Annotated in this window: 15 protein-coding genes and 2 pseudogenes; 6 read left to right on the plus strand and 11 right to left on the minus strand. The window is 74.4% G+C overall.

Going from position 1 to position 22,029, the window contains the following annotated elements; all coding sequences use genetic code 11:
* Positions 1-119 precede the first annotated feature (119 nt).
* The 7 genes from pstB to mshD form a co-directional block, all read right to left on the minus strand.
* Entirely contained in the window at positions 120-896 is a 777-nt protein-coding gene (pstB, locus tag ACYVO2_RS32430; RefSeq protein WP_461011661.1) for a phosphate ABC transporter ATP-binding protein PstB, read from the minus strand.
* 61 nt (positions 897-957) lie between these two features.
* Complete coding sequence (gene pstA / locus ACYVO2_RS32435; RefSeq protein WP_461011662.1) at positions 958-2,031, minus strand: phosphate ABC transporter permease PstA; 1,074 nt, start codon at positions 2,029-2,031, stop codon at positions 958-960.
* Positions 2,028-3,107 carry a phosphate ABC transporter permease subunit PstC gene (pstC, locus tag ACYVO2_RS32440; protein WP_461011663.1) on the minus strand — a complete coding sequence of 360 codons (1,080 nt, stop codon included), beginning with the start codon at positions 3,105-3,107 and terminating at the stop codon, positions 2,028-2,030. The genes pstA and pstC overlap by 4 nt, the downstream gene beginning before the upstream one ends.
* A gap of 166 nt (positions 3,108-3,273) precedes the next feature.
* A complete protein-coding gene (pstS, locus tag ACYVO2_RS32445; protein ID WP_461011664.1) occupies positions 3,274-4,404 on the minus strand; it encodes a phosphate ABC transporter substrate-binding protein PstS in 1,131 nt (376 codons plus the stop codon).
* A 380-nt stretch (positions 4,405-4,784) separates the two neighbouring features.
* Positions 4,785-5,912 carry a CHAD domain-containing protein gene (locus tag ACYVO2_RS32450; RefSeq protein ID WP_461011665.1) on the minus strand — a complete coding sequence of 376 codons (1,128 nt, stop codon included), beginning with the start codon at positions 5,910-5,912 and terminating at the stop codon, positions 4,785-4,787.
* A complete protein-coding gene (locus tag ACYVO2_RS32455) occupies positions 5,893-8,130 on the minus strand; it encodes an RNA degradosome polyphosphate kinase (protein WP_461011666.1) in 2,238 nt (745 codons plus the stop codon). Before ACYVO2_RS32455 ends, ACYVO2_RS32450 begins: the two co-directional genes overlap by 20 nt.
* A gap of 697 nt (positions 8,131-8,827) precedes the next feature.
* A complete protein-coding gene (mshD, locus tag ACYVO2_RS32460; protein WP_461011667.1) occupies positions 8,828-9,742 on the minus strand; it encodes a mycothiol synthase in 915 nt (304 codons plus the stop codon).
* Between the two features lie 321 nt (positions 9,743-10,063).
* Here mshD and ACYVO2_RS32465 point away from each other — a divergent pair, with 321 nt between their 5' ends.
* Entirely contained in the window at positions 10,064-11,890 is a 1,827-nt protein-coding gene (locus tag ACYVO2_RS32465; protein ID WP_461011668.1) for a bifunctional metallophosphatase/5'-nucleotidase, read from the plus strand.
* 182 nt (positions 11,891-12,072) lie between these two features.
* On the opposite strand, the gene ACYVO2_RS32470 is transcribed toward ACYVO2_RS32465, so the two are convergent.
* Positions 12,073-12,402 carry a winged helix-turn-helix transcriptional regulator gene (locus ACYVO2_RS32470; RefSeq protein WP_461011669.1) on the minus strand — a complete coding sequence of 110 codons (330 nt, stop codon included), beginning with the start codon at positions 12,400-12,402 and terminating at the stop codon, positions 12,073-12,075.
* Between the two features lie 306 nt (positions 12,403-12,708).
* On the opposite strand from ACYVO2_RS32470, the gene ACYVO2_RS32475 reads away from it, so the two are divergent.
* Entirely contained in the window at positions 12,709-13,551 is an 843-nt protein-coding gene (locus ACYVO2_RS32475; protein ID WP_461011683.1) for an NAD(P)-dependent oxidoreductase, read from the plus strand.
* A gap of 379 nt (positions 13,552-13,930) precedes the next feature.
* A pseudogene (locus ACYVO2_RS32480) lies at positions 13,931-15,355 on the plus strand (S8 family peptidase); the annotation flags it as partial.
* A gap of 86 nt (positions 15,356-15,441) precedes the next feature.
* Here the strand turns inward: ACYVO2_RS32480 and ACYVO2_RS32485 are convergent.
* Positions 15,442-18,252, minus strand: a complete 2,811-nt coding sequence (locus ACYVO2_RS32485) for a helix-turn-helix transcriptional regulator (RefSeq protein WP_461011670.1) — start codon at positions 18,250-18,252, stop codon at positions 15,442-15,444.
* Positions 18,253-18,799: 547 nt separating this feature from the next.
* Between ACYVO2_RS32485 and ACYVO2_RS32490 the strand changes: the two are divergent.
* From ACYVO2_RS32490 to ACYVO2_RS32500, 3 genes and pseudogenes are all read left to right on the plus strand, one after another.
* Positions 18,800-19,495: pseudogene (locus ACYVO2_RS32490) on the plus strand (SAM-dependent methyltransferase); the annotation flags it as partial.
* A gap of 191 nt (positions 19,496-19,686) precedes the next feature.
* Positions 19,687-20,076 (plus strand): VOC family protein, encoded by a 390-nt coding sequence (locus tag ACYVO2_RS32495; RefSeq protein ID WP_461011671.1) that lies wholly within the window; start codon positions 19,687-19,689, stop codon positions 20,074-20,076.
* A 221-nt stretch (positions 20,077-20,297) separates the two neighbouring features.
* Positions 20,298-21,239 (plus strand): DMT family transporter, encoded by a 942-nt coding sequence (locus ACYVO2_RS32500; protein ID WP_461011672.1) that lies wholly within the window; start codon positions 20,298-20,300, stop codon positions 21,237-21,239.
* A gap of 57 nt (positions 21,240-21,296) precedes the next feature.
* Here the strand turns inward: ACYVO2_RS32500 and ACYVO2_RS32505 are convergent, their stop codons facing one another.
* Both ACYVO2_RS32505 and ACYVO2_RS32510 read right to left on the minus strand, forming a co-directional pair.
* Positions 21,297-21,707, minus strand: coding sequence for a hypothetical protein (locus ACYVO2_RS32505; protein WP_461011673.1), 411 nt, complete (start codon positions 21,705-21,707; stop codon positions 21,297-21,299).
* 133 nt (positions 21,708-21,840) lie between these two features.
* Entirely contained in the window at positions 21,841-22,029 is a 189-nt protein-coding gene (locus ACYVO2_RS32510; protein WP_461011674.1) for a DUF397 domain-containing protein, read from the minus strand.

Below are 22,029 nucleotides of genomic sequence, written 5' to 3' on the forward strand. Positions count from 1 at the left end.
GCCGCGCCCGCCGTCCCCCACCGCCCCGTCCCCGGAAAAGGCGGGACCCGTCCCCCCAGGCAGGGGACGGGTCCCGTGCTTCGCGGCGGCACCGCCATGCAGCGCCGCGAAGCCGTCTGTCAGCCGAAGCGGCCGGAGATGTAGTCCTCGGTGGCCTGGACGGACGGGTTGGAGAAGATCCGCTCGGTGTCGTCGATCTCGATGAGCTTGCCCGGCTGGCCGACCGCCGCGAGGTTGAAGAACGCGGTGCGGTCGCTGACGCGGGCGGCCTGCTGCATGTTGTGCGTGACGATGACGATGGTGAAGCGCTCCTTCAGCTCGCCGATCAGGTCCTCGATGGCGAGGGTGGAGATCGGGTCGAGCGCGGAGCACGGCTCGTCCATCAGCAGCACCTGCGGCTCGACCGCGATGGCGCGGGCGATGCACAGCCGCTGCTGCTGGCCACCGGACAGGCCGGCGCCGGGCTTGTTGAGGCGGTCCTTGACCTCGTTCCACAGGTTGGCGCCCTTGAGGGACTTCTCCACCAGGTCGTCCAGGGCGCTCTTGCGACGCATGCCGTTGAGCTTCAGGCCCGCGGCCACGTTGTCGTAGATCGACATGGTGGGGAAGGGGTTCGGCCGCTGGAAGACCATGCCGATGGTGCGGCGCACGGAGACGGGGTCCACGCCGGGCCCGTAGAGGTTCTCGTCGTCGAGCATCACCTTGCCCTCGACCCGGGCGCCGGGGATGACCTCGTGCATGCGGTTCAGGGTGCGCAGGAAGGTGGACTTCCCGCAGCCGGAGGGGCCGATGAAGGCGGTGACGGAGCGCGGCTCCACGGTCATCGAGATGTCCTCGATGGCCTTGGTGCCACCGTAGTAGGCGGAGAGGCCGCTGACGTCGATTCGCTTGGCCATGGTGTCGTGAGTCTCTTCTCGTGTGCTTCTTCGTCGAGTCGACCGGTGGTGTCGGTGCGCGTCAGCGACCGGACTTGGGGGCCTTCCAGCGGGCGACGCCGCGGGCCAGCAGGTTCAGCAGCATGACCAGGGAGATCAGCACCAGGGCGGCGGCCCACGCGCGGTCGTAGGAGGCGTCGTTGCCGTTCTTCCACTGCTGGAAGATGTACAGCGGCAGGGAGTCCTGCGGCTCCTCGAACGGGTTGCCGTTGATGGTGTTGGCGCCGTAGACCAGCAGCAGCACCGGGGCGGTCTCGCCGGTGATGCGGGCGACCGCGAGCATCAGGCCGGTGACGATGCCGCCGATGGCGGTGGGCAGGACCACCTTGAGGATGGTCAGCCACTTGGGCACGCCCAGGGCGAGGCTGGCCTCGCGCAGCTCGTTGGGGACGAGCTTGAGCATCTCCTCGGTGGAGCGGACGACCACCGGCATCATCAGGATGGCCAGCGCCATGGAACCGGCGAAGCCGGAGTAGCCGAAGTCCAGCCAGATGATCCAGAACGACAGGATGAACAGGCCGGCGACGATGGACGGGATGCCCGTCATGACGTCGACGAAGAAGGTGACCGCCTTGGCCAGCGGGCCCCGCCCGTACTCGACCAGGTACACCGCGGTGAGCAGGCCGATCGGGGCGGCGATGAGGGTGGCCAGGCCCACCTGCTCCAGGGTGCCCAGCAGCGAGTGGTAGATGCCGCCGCCGGGTTCGATGGTGGCGACGCCGTTCATCGAGTGCGTGAGGAAGTACCCGTCGAGGACCTTGACGCCCTTGCGGATGGTGTACTCCAGCAGCGACAGCAGCGGGATCACCGCGAGCAGGAAGCAGCCCCACACCAGGTTGGTGGCGAGCCGGTCCTTGGCCCTGCGGTTGCCCTCGATCCGCGCGGAGAGGCCGTGCACGCCGGCGATGAACAGCAGGGCGGCGACGAGTCCGCACTGGATGCCGCTGAGCCCGACGGGCAGGCCGACCGCGACGGCGACCGCGACGGCGCCGAGGGCGGTGACGAGGGGCGCCCAGGCGGGGAGCCGGTTGCCGGCCAGGGAGGCGGGCAGCGGGGCGACGGCGTCGGCCGTCGGCTTGTCGGTCACGGTGCTCATGCGTTGGCCCCCGAGTACTCCTTGTGCCGGGCGATGACCATGCGGGCGGCACCGTTCACCAGCAGGGTGATGAGGAACAGCACCAGGCCGGAGGCGACCAGCGCGTCGCGGCCCAACTGCGTGGCCTCGCCGAAGTTGGCGGCGATGTTCTGCGCGATGGTGCCGCCGCCGATGTCCAGGACGTGCGCGGACAGGATCGGGGCGGGGGAGAGCACCGTGGCCACGGCCATGGTCTCGCCGAGCGCCCGGCCGAGGCCGAGCATGGAGGCGCTGATCACACCGGAGCGGCCGAAGGGCAGGACGGCGGTGCGGATGACCTCCCACCGGGTGGCGCCGAGCGCCAGGGCGGCCTCCTCGTGCATCCGGGGCACCTGGAGGAAGACCTCGCGGCTGACGTTGGTGACGATCGGCAGGATCATGATCGCCAGCAGGATGCCCGCGGTGAACAGGGTGCGCGGGGTGAGGCCCGTGGTGGTCTGGTCGAAGATCACCGTCCAGGCGAAGTACTTGTCCAGCCAGGTGTGCAGGCCCTCCATGTGGGGGACCAGGAACAGCGCGCCCCACAGGCCGTAGACGATGCTGGGCACGGCCGCGAGCAGGTCGATGACGTAGGCCAGCGGCTGGGCGAGGCGGCGCGGCGCGTAGTGCGAGATGTACAGGGCCACGCCGACGGCGATCGGCACGGCCACGATCATCGCGATGATGGCGCTGACCACGGTGCCGTAGGCCAGGACGGCGACGCCGAAGACCGGCGGGTCGGCGTTGGGGGCCCACTCGTACGTGGTGAGGAAGTCGCCCTCGTTCTTGCCGAGCGCGATGACGGCCCGGTAGGTCAGGAACGCGGCGATGGCCGCCATGACGACGAGCAGGGTGATGCCGGAGCCGCGGGCGGCTCCGGAGAAGATCCGGTCGCCGAGGCGGACCTTGCCCGGGTTGCTCACGGGAAGCGCGAGGGCGGGCGCGGCGGCGCCGTCGTGGCCGGGGGGCGGGGCATCGGCCGGCGGCGGCACGGCGTCCTGTACGGGGCTGTCGGTTGCCTGGGTGGGGTCCGTCTTGGGGGACGGCGATATGTCCATGGTTTCTCCGGTCTGGCGGAGCCGCGCCCGTGCGGGTGGTGGGGCGGGGCTCCTGGCGGCGGTGCACCGGACTTGCTGGTCGAGCGGGAGGGGGGCCGGCCCTGCCGTGGGGCACGCGGGGAAGACTGTGTCGCGGGGCAGGACCGGCCGTCGTGCCTGGGGTGGGTCAGGACAGGGTCGGGATGACCTTGCGGACCTTCTCGGCCACCTCGGTCGGCAGCGGCGCGTAGCCCTTGTCGGCGATGGACTGCTGGCCGGCCTCGCTGGCGGTGTACTCGAGGAAGGCCTTGACGGACTTCAGGGTGTCCGCCTTGTTGCCCTTGTCGCAGAGGATCTCGTAGGTCACCAGGGAGATCGGGTAGGCGCCCGCGGCCTTGGTGTCGTAGGCGATGTCCATGGCCAGGTCGTTGCCGGTGCCGACGATCTTCGCCTCGGCGATCGCCTTGGAGGCGGCCTCGGTGGAGGGGACGATCGGGTCACCGGCGCCGGTGTCCAGGCTGACCGTCTTGATCTGGTTGGCCTCGGCGTAGGAGATCTCGAAGTAGCCGATGGTGCCGCTGCCCTGCTTGACCTGGGCGGCCACACCGGAGGAGCCGTCCGCGGACTGGCCGCCCTTGGCGGGCCACTTCTTGTCCGCCTCGTACTTCCAGACGTTCGGGGCGGTCTTGCCGAGGTAGGCGGTGAAGTTCTTGGTGGTGCCCGAGTCGTCCGAGCGGTGGACGGCCTGGATCGGCAGGCTCGGCAGGCTGGCCTCGGGGTTGAGCTTCTTGATCGCCTCGTCGTCCCACTTCTTGATCTCGTTGTTGAAGATCTTGGCGATCGTCTCGGCGTCGAGGACGAGGTTGTCCACGCCGTCGATGTTGTAACCCAGCGCGATCGGGCCGACGACCATCGGGAGGTTGATGCCCTGGCCACCCTTGCAGGTGCTCTTGGACTGCTCGACCTCCTCCGGCTTCAGCGCGGCGTCGGAGCCGGCGAAGGCGACCTTGCCCGACAGGAAGTTCTGGATGCCGGCGCCGGAGCCGTTGGCCTGGTAGTTGATCGTGGTGCCGGAGCATGCGGCCTGGAAGTCCTTGACCCACTGGTCCATCGCGTTCTTCTGCGCGCTGGAGCCGGCGCCGAGGATCTGCCCCTTGTCGCCGCAGGTGATGTCGGCGGCGTTCGCGGCCTTCGAGCCGTCCCCGCTGGGTTCCCCGGAGTTGTCGTCAGAGCCGCACGCCGCGAGCGTCAGCGAGGTGACGACCGCCACGGCGCCGAGAGCGATGCCCTTGGAACGGCCGATGCGCTGGAGCTTCACTGTGTGTCCCCTTTAACTGGAAAACCCCTGGATCGCTCGGGGCTCTTGCATGATCCAGCAACCACTCCGGTCGCTGACGCTGGGAACGCTAGGCCGGAGAGGTGAAGGAGCCGACGGCTCCGAATGAACGCGCGGTGAACCGTGACTTGCGGTGGGGGGTCCTAGGTCACGATTGGTTCACGGGCGACTCAAGGGGCGCGCGAGGCGCGCGCAAGGGCGCGCTCGCCCATGCCCGAGCGCCTGTGGTGCGGTGCGCGCGCGACCCGGTGGAGGCCGCCGGACGGCACCTGGCGGCGCCCCCGCGCGGTGGTGAACGGAGGGTGGCGCCGCGCCCGGCCCGCGGCGCGGCGCCCCTGTCCCCCTGCCGACCCGCCCGCCGCTCACCCCGTCCCGGCGGGGCCGTGCCACAGCCTGCTGAAGGTGTACCGGGCGGCCTCCACCTCGCGGCGCTGGTCGGCGTGGAGCACCCCGAGCGCGTAGGCGGTGGCCGGGGCGATCCGCGGGGTGCGGGCCGCCGCGGCGGCGGCAGCGGCGGCCTCGGCGGCGTCCCGGTGCAACTCGAGCACCATCCCCGCGCGCTCCAGGCGCTCCGCCCCGGGCGCGTCCGCGGCGGTGCCGCACACCTCGAGGGCGTAGCGGCTGACGGTGGCCAGCAGGTGCACCCGGTGCCAGGGCGCGTCCCGCCCCTCGTCCCCCGCCTCGTCCGGGGCGCCCGGCTCGGCGTGCAGCGCGGCGAGCAGCCCCTCCCCGTTGTACGCCGTCCCCGCCCGGCCCAGCGGCAGCGCGTCCGCGGCCTCGGCGAGCCTGTGGTGGGCGGCCTCGGCCAGGGGCAGCAGCGCCTCCTCCGCCGGCGCGTCGGCGTCCCCGGTGAGCGGCACCTCGGAGGCGAGGACCGCGACGGAGTCCGCCAGCGCGTGGAAGCGGGAGGAGCCGATGGCCCGCAGCGCCGCGGAGTGGCCCCGGGTGCGGGCCAGGGTGAGCTGCCGCTCCAGCAGCGCCCCGGCGCGGGCGGCCCCGGCGACGGGCAGCTCGGGGCCCATGCCCCCGCACAGCCGGCGCAGCGCCCCGAGCAGCCGGTCGAGCCGGGCGGCGCTGCTGTGCTCGCGCAGCAGCTCGGTGACCAGCCAGGCGAGCTCCTCTCGCAGGTCGCGGGCCCACTCGGGGTCGGTCAGCGCCTGGTAGGTGTGCAGGTTGCCGCCGATCCGGCGGGCGGCGCGCAGCAGTGCGCGCAGCGCCTCCGTCTCGTCGTCCTCCCTGCGGCGCAGCGCCCGCAGGAACGCGGCGGCCTGCTCGTTGAGATGCCTGGCGAGCAGGGCGCCGGAGGTCTGCCCGCGGACGGCCGGGGGCGGACCCGGGCGCTGGTCCGGGACGGCGGTGGCGACGGTCGCGCCGATGGTGGGCGCGCCGACGGAGGACGGGGCGACGGTGGACGTGACGGCCTGGACGGGCTCGGCGGTCTGGGCGGAGGCAGTGGCGGCTACCTGCGCCTCAGGGGTTCGCCGGGCCACGTCGGCGCTTCCGGGCGTTGATAAGGAGCTCCTGTACATGCCGTAGGGGTTGTCCTTCGGAGTCGGTGTTGCGACGGGTCCACACCCCGTCCGGGCCGAGGTGCCAGGACGCGGTGCCGTCCGACATGCCGAGCTCCATCAGGTGGTTGATGGTGGTGCGGTGGGCCGGGTTGGTGACCCTGACCAGGGCCTCGATGCGGCGGTCCAGGTTGCGGTGCATCATGTCGGCGCTGCCGATCCACACCTCCGGGTCGCCGCCGTTGCCGAACACGAAGATCCTGGAGTGCTCCAGGAAGCGGCCGAGCACGCTGCGCACCCGGATGTTCTCGGACAGGCCCGGCACGCCGGGCCGCAGCGCGCAGATGCCGCGCACCCACAGGTCGACCGGCACCCCGGCGCGGGAGGCGCGGTACAGGGCGTCGATCAAGGCCTCGTCCACGATGGAGTTGACCTTGATCCGCACATACGCGGGCCGGCCGGCGCGGTGGTGCGCGATCTCCTTGGTGATCCTGCCGACCAGGCCGTCCCGCAGCGAGCGGGGGGCGACCAGCAGGCGGTTGTAGTTCTCCCGGCGGGAGTAGCCGGAGAGCCGGTTGAACAGGTGGGACAGGTCGGCGCCGACCCGCGGGTCCGCGGTGAGCAGGCCCAGGTCCTCGTACAGGCGCGCGGTCTTCGGGTGGTAGTTGCCGGTGCCGACGTGGGAGTAGCGCACCAATTGGTCGCCCTCCTGGCGGACGACCAGGGAGAGCTTGCAGTGGGTCTTCAGCCCGACCAGGCCGTAGACGACGTGGCAGCCGGCCTCCTCCAGCTTGCGGGCCCACTTGATGTTGGCCTGCTCGTCGAACCTGGCCTTGATCTCCACCAGGACCAGCACCTGCTTGCCGGACTTCGCGGCGTCGATGAGGGCGTCCACGATCGGGGAGTCGCCCGAGGTGCTGCCCGAGGTGCGGTACAGCGTCTGCTTGATCGCCAGCACGTCGGGGTCGGCGGCGGCCTGTTCGAGGAACGCCTGCACGGAGGTGGAGAAGCTGTCGTAGGGGTGGTGCAGCAGGATGTCCCGCTCCCGCATGGCGGCGAAGACGTCCGGCGGGGAGGCGGTCTCCACCTCGGCGAGGTCGCGGTGGGTGCCGGCGACGAACTTGGGGTACTTCAGCTCGGGCCGGTCCAGGCCGGTGATGACGAACAGGCCGGTGAGGTCCAGCGGGCCCGGCAGCGGGTACACCTCGGCGTCGGAGATCTTCAGCTCGCGCACCAGCAGGTCGAGCACGTCGGGCGCGATGGTCTCCTCGACCTCCAGGCGCACCGGCGGCCCGAAGCGGCGCCGCATCAGCTCCTTCTCCAGGGCCTTGAGGATGTTCTCCGCGTCGTCCTCCTCCACCTCCAGGTCCTCGTTGCGGGTGACCCGGAAGGTGTGGTGGGCCAGCACCTCCATGCCGGGGAACAGCTCCTCCAGGTGGGCGCCGATGACGTCCTCCAGGGGGACGTAGCGCTGCGGGGACGCCTCGTAGAAGCGGGACAGCAGCGGGGGCACCTTCACCCGGGCGAAGTGCTTGTGGCCGCTCATCGGGTTGCGGACGACGACGGCGAGGTTCAGCGACAGGCCGGAGATGTAGGGGAACGGGTGCGCCGGGTCCACGGCCAGCGGGGTGAGGACGGGGAAGATCTGCTGGCGGAAGAGGGTGAACAGGCGGGACTGCTCCTTCTCCGTCAGGTCGTTCCACCGGATGATCTCGATGCCCTCGGCGGCGAGCGCGGGGGCGACGTCGCCGGTGAAGCAGGCGGCGTGCCTGGCCATCAGCTCGCGGCTGCGGGACCAGATGCCCTCCAGCACCTCGCGGGGGCGCAGGCCGGAGGCGGAGCGGTGGGCGACGCCCGCGGCGATGCGGCGCTTGAGGCCGGCGACCCGGACCATGAAGAACTCGTCGAGGTTGTTCGCGAAGATCGCCAGGAAGTTCGCGCGCTCCAGCAGGGGGGTCTCGGGGTCCTCGGCGAGTTCCAGGACGCGTTCGTTGAAGGCGAGCCAACTGCGCTCGCGCTCCAGGAAGCGGCCCTCGGGCAGGGCGTCCGCCTCGTCGTGGTCGTGGGTGAACTCGGGGCGGGCGACGGGCTCGGGGCGGGACGTGTCGGCGAGGCGCAGTCCGCCGCGGGTGTCGGTGGCCGGGCTGTCGCCGGGGGCGCCTTCCTGGTCGGCGGCGCTCGCTGCGGTCGGGTGGGTCATCGCGGCCTGCTCCTCCTGCGGTGCGGCGTGGTGGCCCGGGCGCGGTCGCCCGGCCATCACCTCGTCGCCCCTATTGTCCGTCCGTCCGGCCCGCGGCCGGACGGGCCGGGGCCGCCGGGGCGGGGGTCGGGGGCGTGGACGACTGCGGGCTGCATCCGGCGATGCTCGCAAGGGAGTTTGAAGATCCGGTAACGCGGACATGGCGCTCAGGAAAGCGCCAGGGAGCCGTAGGGGTGCCCGACCAGGTCGGGGCGCCCTTTTGTCACCTTCGGGTCTCGACGACCCGGCGCCGCCCCTCCGCGGCGGGGCTGGGACGGTGCTCCCCGGCGGCGCGGGGCCCGGGTACGAGCGCCCCGGACCGCTGAGGGCCCGGCCCCGGGGCCCGCCCCCGGCGCCGTGCGGCCCTTCGGGGGCGTCCCGCCCCCACCGTGGCGAAGCCGCACAGGGCCCGGGGCGGAACCCCGGTGGGTGAAGGCCCTGGCCTGCGTGGGACCCGCCCTGCTCTGGTCCGGTTGAGTCTGGGCGCTGGTCTCGTGTCCTGTCCGTCCGGTACGGAACCCGCCCCGTACCTCGCCCCGATCGCGGTGAAACCGCAGCGGGGCCTGGGGCGGAGCCCCGGTGGGGGCCGGGGGCGAAGCCCCTGGCCTCCGGAGGACCCCGGCCCCACTCCCCCCGACCCCCGCGTGAGCGGGGCGGGTCAGGTTTCGGTGCGGTACATCAGGTCCACGTCGTGGACGGTGAAGCCCATGCGCTCGTAGACGGTCACCGCGGCCGTGTTGTCCGCGTCGACGTACAGCATCGCGGTGGGCTGGGTGCGGGCCAGGTGCCGCAGGCCGACCGCGGTGAGGGCCTTGCCCAGGCCGGTGCCCTGCTGGGAGGGGTGGACGCCCAGGACGTAGATCTCGCCGAGCCGCTCCGCCTTGTGGATCTTCGTCCAGTGGAAGCCGACGAGGCGGCCGTCCCGCTCCGCGAGGAAGAACCCCTCGGGGTCGAACCACGGCTCGGCCATCCGGTCCGCCAGGTCGCGCGGGCCCCACGAGCCCTGCTCGGGGTGGTGGGCGAACGCGGCGGCGTTGACGGCCAGCCACGCGTCCTCGTCCCGGCCCGGCCGGAACGTCCGCACGCTCACCCCCTCGGGCAGCGCGGGCTCGGGGACGGCGGGGCCGCCCTCCAGGGGCCTGCGCATCTGGCGCAGCTCGCGGAACAGGGTGAGCCCGAGCGCCCCGGCCAGGCGCCGCGCCGCGGGGTGCCCGCCGTGCGCCCACACCCGCAGGCGCTTGCCCGAGACGGCGAGCAGCGCGCCGCCCAGGGCCCGGCCGTGCCCGAGGCAGCGGTGCCCGGGCCGGATCACCATCTCGGCGGCGGGCGCCTCCACGGGGTCGGTGTCCTCCAACTGGGCGTAGCCGGTGAGCTCGCCGCCGCGGTCGCGCAGCAGCAGGTGGCGGACGCCCTCGCGGGGTCTGCGCAGGTGCAGCAGGCCCTGCTCGGACACGGGTGAGCGGCCGTCGTGCGCGGCGGCCTCTTCGATGAGTTCCGTCACGGCCCGCGCCAGGTCGTCGCTGAGCTCGTCGCGTGTGTCGATGCTGCGGTCGGGTCCCGCACTGGTGCTCATGGGGCGAGCCTACGTGCGGGTGGCGGCGGCGGGGGTGCAGCGCGGGGAGGCGGGGCAGGCGCGCGGAGGTGCGTGGGCGTCAGGAACCGGCAACGTCTCCGTTACCGTCCCGCTCCTGACATCTACGCGCGTAAACCGTAGGCTGCGGCCCGCGCCGTGGCCGTGTCCGCATCGGGTCCACGGGTCACGGCCGAACGATCCGCGGGCCGCCCGCACCGCGGGCGGCCCGCGGGGTCGGGCCGCGCCCGCACGACCGCCGAGCACGCCCGGCCCACCTGCCCCGAGCCCGCCCACTCGTTCGCACCTCGCCCAAGGGGACCCATGACCGCGTCTCCCGCGCCTTCCAGGCGCCGCACCCGCAAGCTGACCGCGCCGGTCGCCTTCGCCGCCGTGTTCGCCGCGGCCGGCGCGCTGCTGGCCTCCGGCCCCGCGGCGACCGCCGACTCCGCGGCGGACCGTCACGGCGGCCCCGGCCGGATCGTCGACGTCCAACTGCTGGCCTTCAACGACCTGCACGGCAACCTGGAGCCGCCGCAGGGCTCCTCCGGCACCATCACCGAGAAGCGCCCCGACGGCACCGTCGTCGCCACCCCGGCGGGCGGTGTGGAGTACCTGGCCACGGCGCTGCGCAAGGCCCGCGCGGGCCACTCCCACTCGATCACGGCCGCCGCGGGCGACATGATCGGCGGCAGCCCGCTGCTGTCCGGCCTGTTCCACGACGAGCCGACCGTCGAGGCCATGAACAAGCTGGGCCTGGACGTGTCCGGCGTCGGCAACCACGAGTTCGACGAGGGGCGGGCCGAGCTGCTGCGCATGCAGAACGGCGGCTGCCACCCGAAGGACGGCTGCGCCGAGCCGGGCCAGGAGTTCGCCGGCGCGGACTTCCCCTACCTGGCCGCCAACGTCACCGACGAGAAGACCGGCAAGCCGATCCTGAAGCCCTACTGGGTGAAGGAGATGAAGGGCGGCGTGCGGGTCGGCTTCATCGGGGTGACCCTGGAGGGCACGCCGGACATCGTCACCGCCGAGGGCGTCAAGGGCCTGAAGTTCCACGACGAGGTGGAGACGATCAACAAGTACACCCGGGTGCTGGAGCGCCAGGGGGTGAAGTCGGTCGTGGCCCTGGTGCACGAGGGCGGGCTGCCGCCGTCCGGCTCCGCGTACGACTACGACTGCGACAGCCCCGGCCCCGGCGCGGGCATCTCCGGCCCGATCGTGGACATCGCCGAGAAGCTGTCCCCGCAGGTGGACGCGGTGGTCACCGGCCACACCCACCAGGCGTACGCGTGCACAGTCCCGGATCCGGCGGGCCGTCCGCGCACCGTGACCAGCGCGGCGTCCTTCGGCCGGCTCTACACCGACCTGGAGATGCGCTACGACCGCCGGACGGGTGACATCGTGCGCACGTCGGTGGCGGCGGCCAACCACGTGGTGCGGCGCGACCAGCCCAAGGCGTCCGACATGACCGCGCTGATCGAGCGCTGGCAGAAGCTGGCCGCGCCGGTCGCCAACCGGCCGGTGGGCTGGATCTCCGCCGACGTCAACGGCCGGGGCGCGGGCACGCTGGAGACCCCGCTGGGCAATGTGATCGCGGACGCGCAGCTTGAGGGCCTGGCCGTGCCGGACAAGGGCGGCGCCCAGATCGCGTTCATGAACCCGGGCGGGGTGCGCTCGGACCTGGCGTACAAGGCGTCGGGGGCGGAGGGCGACGGGGTGGTGACCTACGCGGAGGCGTTCACCGTCCAGCCGTTCACCAACATGATGAACGTCCTCGACCTCACCGGCGCCCAGCTCGTCACCGCGCTCCAGCAGCAGGTCAGCGGGTCCAACGAGGCGAACCCGCGGATCCTGCACGTCTCGAGGGGCCTGACCTACACCCTGGACCTGACCAAGTCGGGCGCGGCCCGGGTGGTCACCGACTCGGTGCGGCTGAACGGGGAGCCGATCGACCCGGCGAAGACCTACCGGGTGGCGATGAACGAGTTCCTCGGCGGCGGCGGCGACGGCTTCCCGGTGTTCAAGGAGGGCAAGAACAAGCTGGTGGGCGCCTCCGACCTGGAGATCCTGCTGGCGTACCTGGGGGCGCACTCCTCCGCGGGCGCGCCGCTGGCGCCTCCGGCGACCGACCGGATCACGGTCATCAGGTAACGCCCGCGCCCGCGCCCGCGCTCGCGCGCCGCGGCACATGGGGCCGGTCCGATCCGCACGGCGGGTCGGGCCGGCCCTCGGCGTTCTCCGGACGGCCCGCGGCCCACGGCGCCCTGGCGGACGCGCGGCGGGCCGGGCGGGGCCGGGCGGACAGGCGGGTCGGGCGGACAGGGGCGGGCGGGTCAGGGGATGGACTCGATGCGCGCCATGTTCCGCTCCCCCCACTCGCCGAGCGGCATCAGCGCGGTGAGCAGGGAGCGGCCGAAGTCGGTCATCGAGTACTCCACCTTCGGCGGGACCTCGGGGTAGACCTCGCGGTGCACCAGGCCGCTGTTCTCCATCTCCCGCAACTGGAGGGTGAGGATCCGCTCGCTGATGCCGGGGACGGCGCGCCTGACCTCCCCGAAGCGCAGCGGGCCGTCCAGCAGCGCCCACAGGATCAGCGCCTTCCACTTCCCTCCCATGACGTCCAAGGCGGCGTCGAGCCCGCAGACGTAGGTGCGCTTCTTCATGCACGGCCCTCACTGACAGAAATGTGCGTACCGAACAGAATTGTAGGTACTTGTGGGAATGTTTGCGAAGCCCCAGCATGGAGGCGTTGAATCCCGCGTTTCCGGGAGTGTTTTCCGGCTGCTTTTCCCGGCGTTCGTCGCCGGGTATTCGTTGCCGAGTACTCGTCGCCGGTTGTTCGTCGCCGGTTGTTCGTCACCCGTGATTCGCCACCCGTTGTTCGCCCCCCGATGCCCTGCCGCCTGCTGGAGTGGAATAAATTGACTGAGAACAACCCCGTCCCCGTGACCGTCATCGGGCTCGGCGCGATGGGCGCCGCGCTCGCCGAGGCGTTTCTCGACGCCGGGCACCCGGTCACCGTCTGGAACCGTACCGCGCGGAAGGCGGCGCCGCTCGTCGCCAAGGGGGCCGTGCACGCCGGGTCCGCGGAGGCCGCGGTCGCGGCGAGCGAGCTGGTCGTGGCCTGTCTGACGACATACGACGCCACGGTGGAGGCGCTCGGGGCGGCGGACGGCGCCCTGGCCGGGCGGGCCCTGGTCACGTTGAACAGCGGCAGCCCGGCGGGGGCGCGGGGGATGGCCGCGTGGGCGGCCGAGCGCGGCGCCCGATTCCTCGACGGGGCGGTGAAGAATGTGCCCTCGGCCGTGGGAAAGCCCGACACGCTTTTGTACTACAGCGGTGACCGGGCGGTTTTCGAGGAATATGAGGAGACGCTGCGGGTGCTCGGCGGCGACACCGTCCACCTGGGTGCCGAGCCGGATCTCGCCGCGCTCTACGAGATGGCCGTGGGCGGCATGCTGCTGCCCGCCCTGATGGGCTTCTTCCAGGGCGCCGCGCTGGTGACCGCGCGCGGGCTGCGGGCGGAGACGATGGTGCGGTACAGCGCCAAGTGGCTGGAGATGATCGCGTCCGTCCTGCCGAGCCTGGCGGAGGAGATCGACTCGGGCGACTACTCCGAGCCCGCCTCCTCCCTGGGCCTGTTCCACGAGGGCATCGCCTACGACCTCGAACTCGGCGCGGAGGCGGACATCGACGTCTCCTGGCACGCGCCCATGCACGACCTGCTGCGCCGCGCCGTCGCCGAGGGGCACCGCGACCACAGCATCTCGGCGCTGGTGGAGGTGCTGCGCAAGCCGGAGCGGACGGCGTAGGACCGGGCCGCCCGGGGACCGAAGGGTCTCCCCGGCGGGACGGCGGCGGCCGGGCGGGCACCACCACGGTGCCCGCCCGCCGGCACGCCCGGCCGCCCCGGTCCCCACCCCCACGGCGCCGCACCCTCACCCCACAGCAAGGGTTTCCCCCGTTTCCCGCTCGGCTCCTGGCTGGTTACGGTCTGTTCACCCGACGACGAAGTCTGGCCGGGGCGGCCGGAAAGAGCCTGGAAGATCCCAGGCCGCACGGCCCCGCTCTCCGCCCGCTGGCCGCGGAGTGCCGCTCGTCGCCCCGTTCCCCCCATCCGGTTCCCCGGGCATCCCTCCACCCCTTGGCTTGGCATGCCCACGACACTCTCAGGGTGAGACGACCTTGCGCATGACCACTTCCGCGCCGAAACGCGCCCTCATACCCGTCCTCGCCGCGTCCGGCGCGCTGCTGGGCTCGCTGGCCCTGGCCCCGGGCGCCGCGGCCACCCCCGCGGCCGGTCCCTCCGCCGCGCCCGCCGCCTCCGCCGCCGAGGCCCCCGTCGAGCGCCTCATCGTCGGCTACAAGGACAGCGCCCCCGAGGACGACTCGAACTCCGCCGCCCGGAAGGACGCGGCCGCGAAGGGCGACGGGACCGGCGAGGAGCTGGCGTTCAAGCGCCGGCTCGGCACCGGGGCCGTCCTGGTGGACCTCGGCGGCAAGCTGTCGGACAAGGCCGCCGACCAGGTCGTCGAGAAGTTCCTGGCCGACCCGGACGTGGCCTACGCCGTCCCCGACCTCAGGGCGAAGCCCCTGGCCGTGCCCACCGACCCCCGCTACCCCGAGCAGTGGGACCTGGCGGGCACCGGGGCCGGGATGAACCTGCCCGGCGCCTGGGACCGCTCCACCGGGCGGGGCGTGACCGTCGCCGTCATCGACACCGGCGTCGTCCCGCACAGCGACCTGGACGCCAACGTGGTGGCGGGCTACGACTTCATCTCCGACGCCACCGCGGCCCGCGACGGCGGCGGCCGCGACTCCAACCCCAGGGACCAGGGCGACTGGAACGCGGCGGGCGAGTGCAACGGGGCCCCGGCGAGCAACTCCTCCTGGCACGGCACCCATGTGGCGGGCACCGTCGCCGCGGCCACCAACAACGGCCGGGGCATCGCGGGCATCGCCTACAACGCCAAGGTGCAGCCGGTGCGGGTGCTCGGCAAGTGCGGCGGCAGCTTCTCCGACATCATCGACGCCATCACCTGGTCCTCCGGCGGCTCGGTCGCGGGCGTGCCCGCCAACCCGACCCCGGCCAAGGTGATCAACATGAGCCTGGGCGGCGGCGGCACGTGCAACTCCGCCATCCAGAGCGCGATCAACGGCGCGGTGGGCCGCGGCACCGCCGTCGTCGTCGCCGCGGGCAACGAGAACCGGAACGCCAGCAGCTCCGTCCCGGCGAACTGCTCCAACGTGATCACCGTGGCGGCCACCGACCGCGAGGGCAACCGGGCGCAGTACTCCAACTACGGCACCACCGTCGACGTGGCCGCGCCCGGCGGCGAGACGGCCGTGCGGGCCAACGGCATCCTGTCCACGCTGAACACCGGCACCACGGTGCCCGCGTCGGAGAGCTACGCCTTCTACCAGGGCACCAGCATGGCCGCGCCGCACATCGCGGGCCTGGCCGCGCTGCTGAAGTCGGCGGACCCGGCGATCACCCCGGCGCGGACCGAGTCGCTGATCAAGTCCAGCGCGCGGGCGCTGCCGGGCACCTGCTCCGGCGGCTGCGGCACCGGCCTGGCGGACGCGACGGCGACCCTGCGGGCGCTGCTCGGGTCGTGACGGCACGCTGACCACCGAGGGGCCGTGCACCGGCGGGTGCACGGCCCTCTCGGCGTCCCGCACCAGTGTTCGCAACGGTGCTCTCACGGCGGCCACGGCCGCCCCCGCCGGAGCGGGTCGCGGTCGCGGACCTCGGCGGCGAGGCGGGCCCGCGAGCGCACGCCGAGCTTGCGGTAGATCCTGGTCAGCCGGGCCTCGACGGTCTTGACGCTGACGAAGAGCCGCCCGGCCGCCTCCTGGTTGGTGGCGCCCTCGGCGACCAGCAGGGCGAGCTGCCGCTCGGCCTCGGTGAGCGCGTCCCACCCGCTGCCCTCCCGCGGCGGCGCGGGCGCCGAGGCCGGGCCGAGCCCGCCGTCGGGGCCCGGCGGGGTGGCCTCGGCGAGCCGGCGCCAGGGCTCGGCCGACGCCGCCGCGAACACCTCCACCGCCGCCCGCAGCGCCCGGCGGGCCGCGGCCCGCCTGCGGCGACGGCGCTCCACCCGGGCCAGGGCCAGCAGGGCGCGGCCCCGCTCGACCGGGAGCCCGAGCCCGCAGAAACGTTCCGCCGCCGTGTCGAGCAGCGCCGTCGCCGCCCCCGCGTCCCCCTCCGCGGCCACCACCCCCGCCCACGCCCGGTCCAGCCCCGCCAGCACCCCGTCCCGCCCCAGTCGCGCCGCGACCGGCCGCACCCGCCCGATCAGCAGCGCCGCCTCCTCCGGCCGGTCCGCCGCGACCAGCGCCTCGGCCAGCTCCCCGGGCCAGCGCAGCATCGACGGGTCCACCACCCCGCGCCCGGTCTCCAGCTCCCGCACCCGGTCCAGCTCGGCCACCGCCGCCGCCGTGTCGCCCGTCGCCAGCAGCGCCACCCCCAGCGCGTGGTGGCAGCGGGTGAGGAACAGCCGGTCGCCCTCCTCCCGGGACGCCCGCAGCCCCCGCCGGGCGCAGGCCGCCGCCCGGGTGAACGACCCGCCCGCGGTCTCGGCCAGCGCCGCGGTGTACCAGGCGGGGCCCAGCGAGAGCCCGGCGCGCGCGGTCAGCTCCACGGCGCGCCGGGCGTGGGTGAGCGCCGTCGCGCAGCGGCCCGCTCTGGCCTCGATCTCCGCCAGCAGGCGCAGCGCGGCGATCACGTCCTCGGCGGAGCCCGCGCGCTCGGCGGCGGGCAGCAGCGGCAGGGTCAGGGCGCGGGCCTCGGCGAGCCGGTCGTCGTACAGGGCGTGCCGGGCGGCCTCGAACGCGGGGGAGTCCCGGATCAGCGGCGGCCGGTCGGTGGCGGGCAGCACCCGGGCCCGCTCCAGCAGGCGCCCGGCGTCGGGGCTGCCCAGGGCGCGGGCCCGGCGGGCCTGCACGGTGTACGCCATGGCCTCGGTGGCCGGGTCGCCGACGAGCGCGGCCAGCCGGGCGGCGGTGGCGGCGGCGTCCCGCGACCCGGCCAGGTCGCCGTCGCGCAGCGATCTGCGGGCGGCCAGGCGCAGGTGGACGGCGGCCAGCAGCCCGGGGTCGCCCGCCGCGTCGTGCAGCGCGTGCGCGTAGGTGTCGTCCAGGTCGTCCAGGGCCTGCCCGGCGGCGTCGATGACGGCGAGGTGGGCCCGCACCCGGTCGGCGGGCGAGGTGTCGCGGGCCAGGATCTCCTCGGCGGCGCGCCGGGCCAGGTCGGCCCGGCCGGCCAGGCCCGCGTCCTCGGCGGCGGCGACCAGCCGGGCGAGCCGGGCGCGGGCCCGGTCGGCGGGGGTGCGGTCGGCGGCGAGGCGGCCCAGCTCGGCGGCCAGCACCCGGTCCGCGGCGCGGCGGCGGGCGGCCGCGGCGGCGGCGAGCTCCGCGGCCAGCTCCTCGGTGCAGGCGCCGCTGGCCAGGGCCCGGTGCCGCACCGCCTGCACGGGGTCGGTGACGGCGGCGGCGAGCGCGGCGTGCGCCGAGGTGCGGGCCCGGTACCCGGCGTCGGCGGTCAGCGTGGCGGCGAGCAGCCCGGCGGTGAAGCACACCGTGCCGTCCGGCTCGACCGCGACCACCCCGGCCTCCTCGGCGAGCGCGCAGTCGGCCTCCGCCCGGGGCCCGGCCACCCGCCGCAGCAGCTCCGCGGTCGGCCGCCCGGCCAGCGCGGCGTACAGCAGGGTGCGGCGCACCGGGTCGGGCAGCGCCGCCAGCAGCTCCCGCGCGGTGCGGCGGGCCGGCTCGGGCAGCGGCAGGTCGGCGGCGTACGCCCGGTCCCCGGAGCCCTCGGCCAGGGCCCGGCCGAGGGCGAGGGTGAGCGCGGGGTTGCCCCCGCCGGCCAGGTGGACGCGGCCGGTGAGGCGGACGGGCAGGCCGTGCCGCAGCAGCAGGTCGGCCACGTCGTCGGCGGTCAGCGGCGGGACCGGCAGCAGCGGCCCGGCCTGCGGGTCGGGGACGGGGGGCCGGGCGGCGAGCAGTGCCCGCGCGGCGCCGCCCGGCACCGCGGCGAGGGCGGCGCGCAGCAGGTCGGCGCTGAGGTCGTCGAGCCACTGGGCGTCGTCCACCACGAGCAGCAGCGGCCGGTCGGCGGCGAGGGCGCGCAGCACGTCGGCGACGGCGAGGCGCAGCGCGATCACGTCGGCCCCGGCGGCGCCGCCCGGCTCCTCCCGGCGCAGCACGGCCACCGCCGTGCGCTGCGGGGGCGGCAGCCGGTCCAGGGCCCGCTCGGGCAGCCCCGCCAGCAGCGCGGCGGCGGCCGCTCCGGGCAGCGCCCGGTCGGCGGGGTGCGGGGCGGCGGACGCCACGCGGTGGCCGCGCGCCGAGGCCCGGGCCGCGAGGGCCCGCAGCAGCGCGGTCTTGCCCGCGCCCGCGGGGCCGGTGAGGGTGAGGCTGCGGTGCTCGCGCAGGGCGTCCTCGGCTCGGCGCAGCAGTTCGTCGCGGCCGGTCAGCTCCTGGGCGGGGGTGTCCGGGGCCAGGTCATCGGGCATGGCGCGCCTCCGGGTCCTGCCGGGGCGCCGCGGGGGCGGACGGGGTCGGGTACTGCACGCTCCTTGATACGCGAACGGGCGCCCCCCGGTCCCCCGGGCGTGACCCGGATCTCATCGGCGCGCCCCGGTCCCGGGCGGCCAGGACCGGGGCGGCGCGCTGCCGCCCGTCCGCGAAGTGACGCATCACCACACACCCACCATCGAACCGATCATGCTAGAGTTCGATCGTCGGACAACCAGACGCGTGAGGGAAACGGGAGGTGAGATCGATGGCCGCCGTGCAGGCCGCTGCCGTGTGCAGCGCGTTCCGGACCATCCTCACGTCCCACGCCCCGGTCTGAACCCCGCGCCCGATCTGCCGCCCGCAACCGGGCGGACGGCGCCGTTCCCTGTCCCGGGGCCCATCCCGAAGGACTCGACCACGTTGTCCGAGCACACGAACGAACACATCGACGAGCACGCCACCGGCCAGGCCGGCGAGCCCACCGGCGGGAACACCGCCTCCGGCGACGCCGTCACCGAGGCGTTCTTCGCCCTCCACCACGGCCTGCCCCGCCAGGCCCCCGGCTCCGACGCGACCACCCGCCGCCTGCTGGCCCTGGCCGCGCCGCTGCCCGAGCGGCCCCGCGTCCTGGACCTGGGCTGCGGCCCCGGCCGCTCCGGCCTGCTCCTCGCCGAGGAGGCCGGGGCGCACGTCACCGCCGTGGACCTGCACCAGCCGTTCCTGGACGAGCTGGCGCTGGCCGCCGCGGAGCGGGGCCTGGCCGACCGGATCACCACCGTCAACCGCTCCATGGACGACCTGCCGTACCCGGACGGCGGCTTCGACGCCGTCTGGGCGGAGAGCTCCGCCTACAACATCGGCTTCGACCGGGCCCTGCGCCTGTGGCGGCGCCTGATCGCGCCGGGCGGCGTGCTGGTCCTCACCGAGTGCGAGTGGGCCGTGCCCGGCCCGTCCGCCGAGGCCCGCGCGTTCTGGGAGCCGATGTACCCGCTGCGCGCGCCCGAGGAGAACGCGGCGGCGGCACGGGAGGCGGGCTACCAGGTGGCCGCCGTCCTGCCGCAGCCGGAGAGCGACTGGTGGGACGAGTACTACACCCCGCTCGCCGCCCGCGCGGCCGCCGCCGACCGCTCCGCTCCCGGCATGGCCGAGGCCCTCGCCTGGACCGAGCGGGAGATCGCCGTCCGCCGCGACCACGGCGGGGACTACCGGTACACGGGCTACGTCCTGCGGCCGACCGAGTGATCCCGTCCCCCTCCTGACGGCACCCCGTCACGGCGGGCCGCCCGGGCGCACCAGCGCCCGGGCGGCCCGCTCGGCTTTCCGCGCCCCGCACCCGCCCCGGCGTCCGCGCCGTCCACCGCCGCGGGTACAACTGGCGGGTACCCGCCCGGCCGCGAGGGCCGGGCACAGCACCACCGGAGGGCCGCCGCATGCTGCGCGTCAAGGACTTCGACCACCTGGTGCTCAACGTCGAGGACGTCGAGCGCTCCCTGGACTTCTACTGCGGAACCCTCGGCCTGGCGCCGGTCTGGGTGGCGGAGTGGCGCGCCGGCGAGGTCCCGTTCCCGTCCGTCCGCGTCAGCCCCACCACCATCATCGACCTGGTCAGCGGCCCGCGCGGCGAGTCCAACGTGGACCACATCTGCCTGGTCGTGGAGCCGGTGGACTGGGCGGAGGTCGTCGCCTCCGGCGTGTTCACCGTCCTGGACGGTCCGGGCCGCCGCTTCGGCGCGCGGGGCGACGCCGAGTCCCTGTACGTGCGCGACCCGGACGGCAACACGGTGGAGCTGCGCTGGTACCCGCAGGACGCCGAGGTCTGAGCCCGGCCCGGGGGGCGGGCGCGACCGCCCGCCCCCTGTGTACGATCACCGCGTGAACACCTACTGGCACGTCGTTCTGCCGCCGCTGTGCGCCTGACCGGGCGCACACGCTGACAGACTCGCTCCGCGTCCCCCGCTGACCGCTTCGGGCAGCCGGGGACCGAAGTCGTGCGCCCGCTCGCGAAGCCGGTTCCGCACCCTTCGACGACGGAGTTCACGACGTGTCGGATCAGACACTCCCCCTGCCCTCTTCCGCCGAGCGCCCCCGCGCGCCCCGCGCCCTCGGCGGCTCCCTGCCCATCCTCGCGGCGTGCGTGCTGTGGGGCACCAGCGGCGCGGTCAGCTCCCTGGCGCCGTCGGGCGCCTCGGCGGCGGCGGTCGGCGCCGCCGGGCTCGCCCTCGGCGGCCTGCTGCACCTGCTCGCCTCACCCGCCGCGCGGCGGCTCCCCGCCGCGTGCACCGGCGGCGAACGGTGGCTGCTGCTGATCGGCGCCGTGGCCGTGGCCGGGTACCCGCTGTGCTACTACCCGGCCGTGGCCAGGACGGGCGTCGCCGTGGCGACCGTGCTCGCGCTGGGCAGCGCCCCCGTCTTCAGCGGCCTGCTGGAGTGGGCGGCCACCGGGACCCGGCCGACCGGGCGGTGGACCTGCGCCACCCTCGCCGCGGTGGCGGGCTGCGCCCTGCTGGTCCTGGGCGGCGGGACCTCGCACATCGACGTGGCGGGCGCGGGGCTCGCGGCGCTGGGCGGCCTGCTGTACGCCGTCTACTCGCTGGTCGGCGGGCGGCTCATCACCCGGGGGCACGCCTCGGGCCAGGTGATGGCGGCGATGTTCGGCGCCGCCGGGCTGCTGGTGCTGCCGGTCGCCCTGTCGGCGGGCACCGGCTGGCTGCTCTCGCTCCGCGGCGGTGCCGTGGCCGCGCACCTGGCGGTGTTCACCACGTTCCTGTCCTACCGCCTGTACGGCCACGGCCTGCGCCGCACCCCCGCCTCGGTGGCCACCACCCTCACCCTGGCCGAACCCGCCGTGGCGGCCGTGCTGGGCGTGGCCGTCCTGGGCGAACGCCTCCCGGCGGCGTCCTGGTGCGGCCTGGCCGTGCTCGCCGGGGGCCTGGCCGTCCTGACGGCTCCCCGGGGACGGCGGGGTCGCCGCGGCCGCGCGTAGAAACAGCGCACCCGGTCGGGGTTCGGCCCCGACCGGGTGCGTCACCGCCGAGCGGCCTTACGCGTTGCCGTCCTTGTAGACGGGGTGGTAGTCGGTGGTGCCGGACACCTTCACGACGTACATGCGGATCGGGGTGCCCTCGGTGATGTCGCCGCTGGCCCAGCCCGAGCAGTGCGGGGCCTGGTAGCCGCGGGTGCTGACCTTGCGGTCGATGTCGCCGTCCCGGCCGATGTCCAGCCGCACCTCGATGCCCCAGCCGTCCCGCGCGGTGTCGCACGCGGCGATGGAGTCGCCGGGCGCGTCGAAGCTGATCGGGGTGTCACCCGGGTCCTGGTTCCAGTACCCGTAGCCGCCGCCTTCGTAGGCGCCGTAGCTGAAGGACGCGGCACTCGCGGAGTTGGCCATGGTGAAGGCCATGCCGAACGCGGCGAGCGTGACGAAGGCGACCCTGCTCTTGCGCAACTTCATGTGGCGGTTCCTCCCGTTGACGTGCCCACGGCGGGACGCTCCCGCTGTGGGCTGACGTTCGCGGCAGCCTAACCCAGAAGCGATCTTGACGGTCAAGTGTCAAACGAGCGGGGCTCCGTGAGGACTTGAGCCGTCAGACCGGGCCGAGCCCGGCCTTGAGGCTCTGGATGAGTCCGCCGAAGGCGTCGGGGGAGACGGTGACTATGACGTCGGGGTCGTCGCTCTCACGGAGGGCGATCGTTCCTTGGGGGGTGGTGGCGACGTTGATGCAGTTGGCCAACTCGACGCTGTAGGACGACTTCTGCCAGTTGAGGGCGGACAC

This window comes from Streptomyces capparidis (assembly GCF_054782095.1).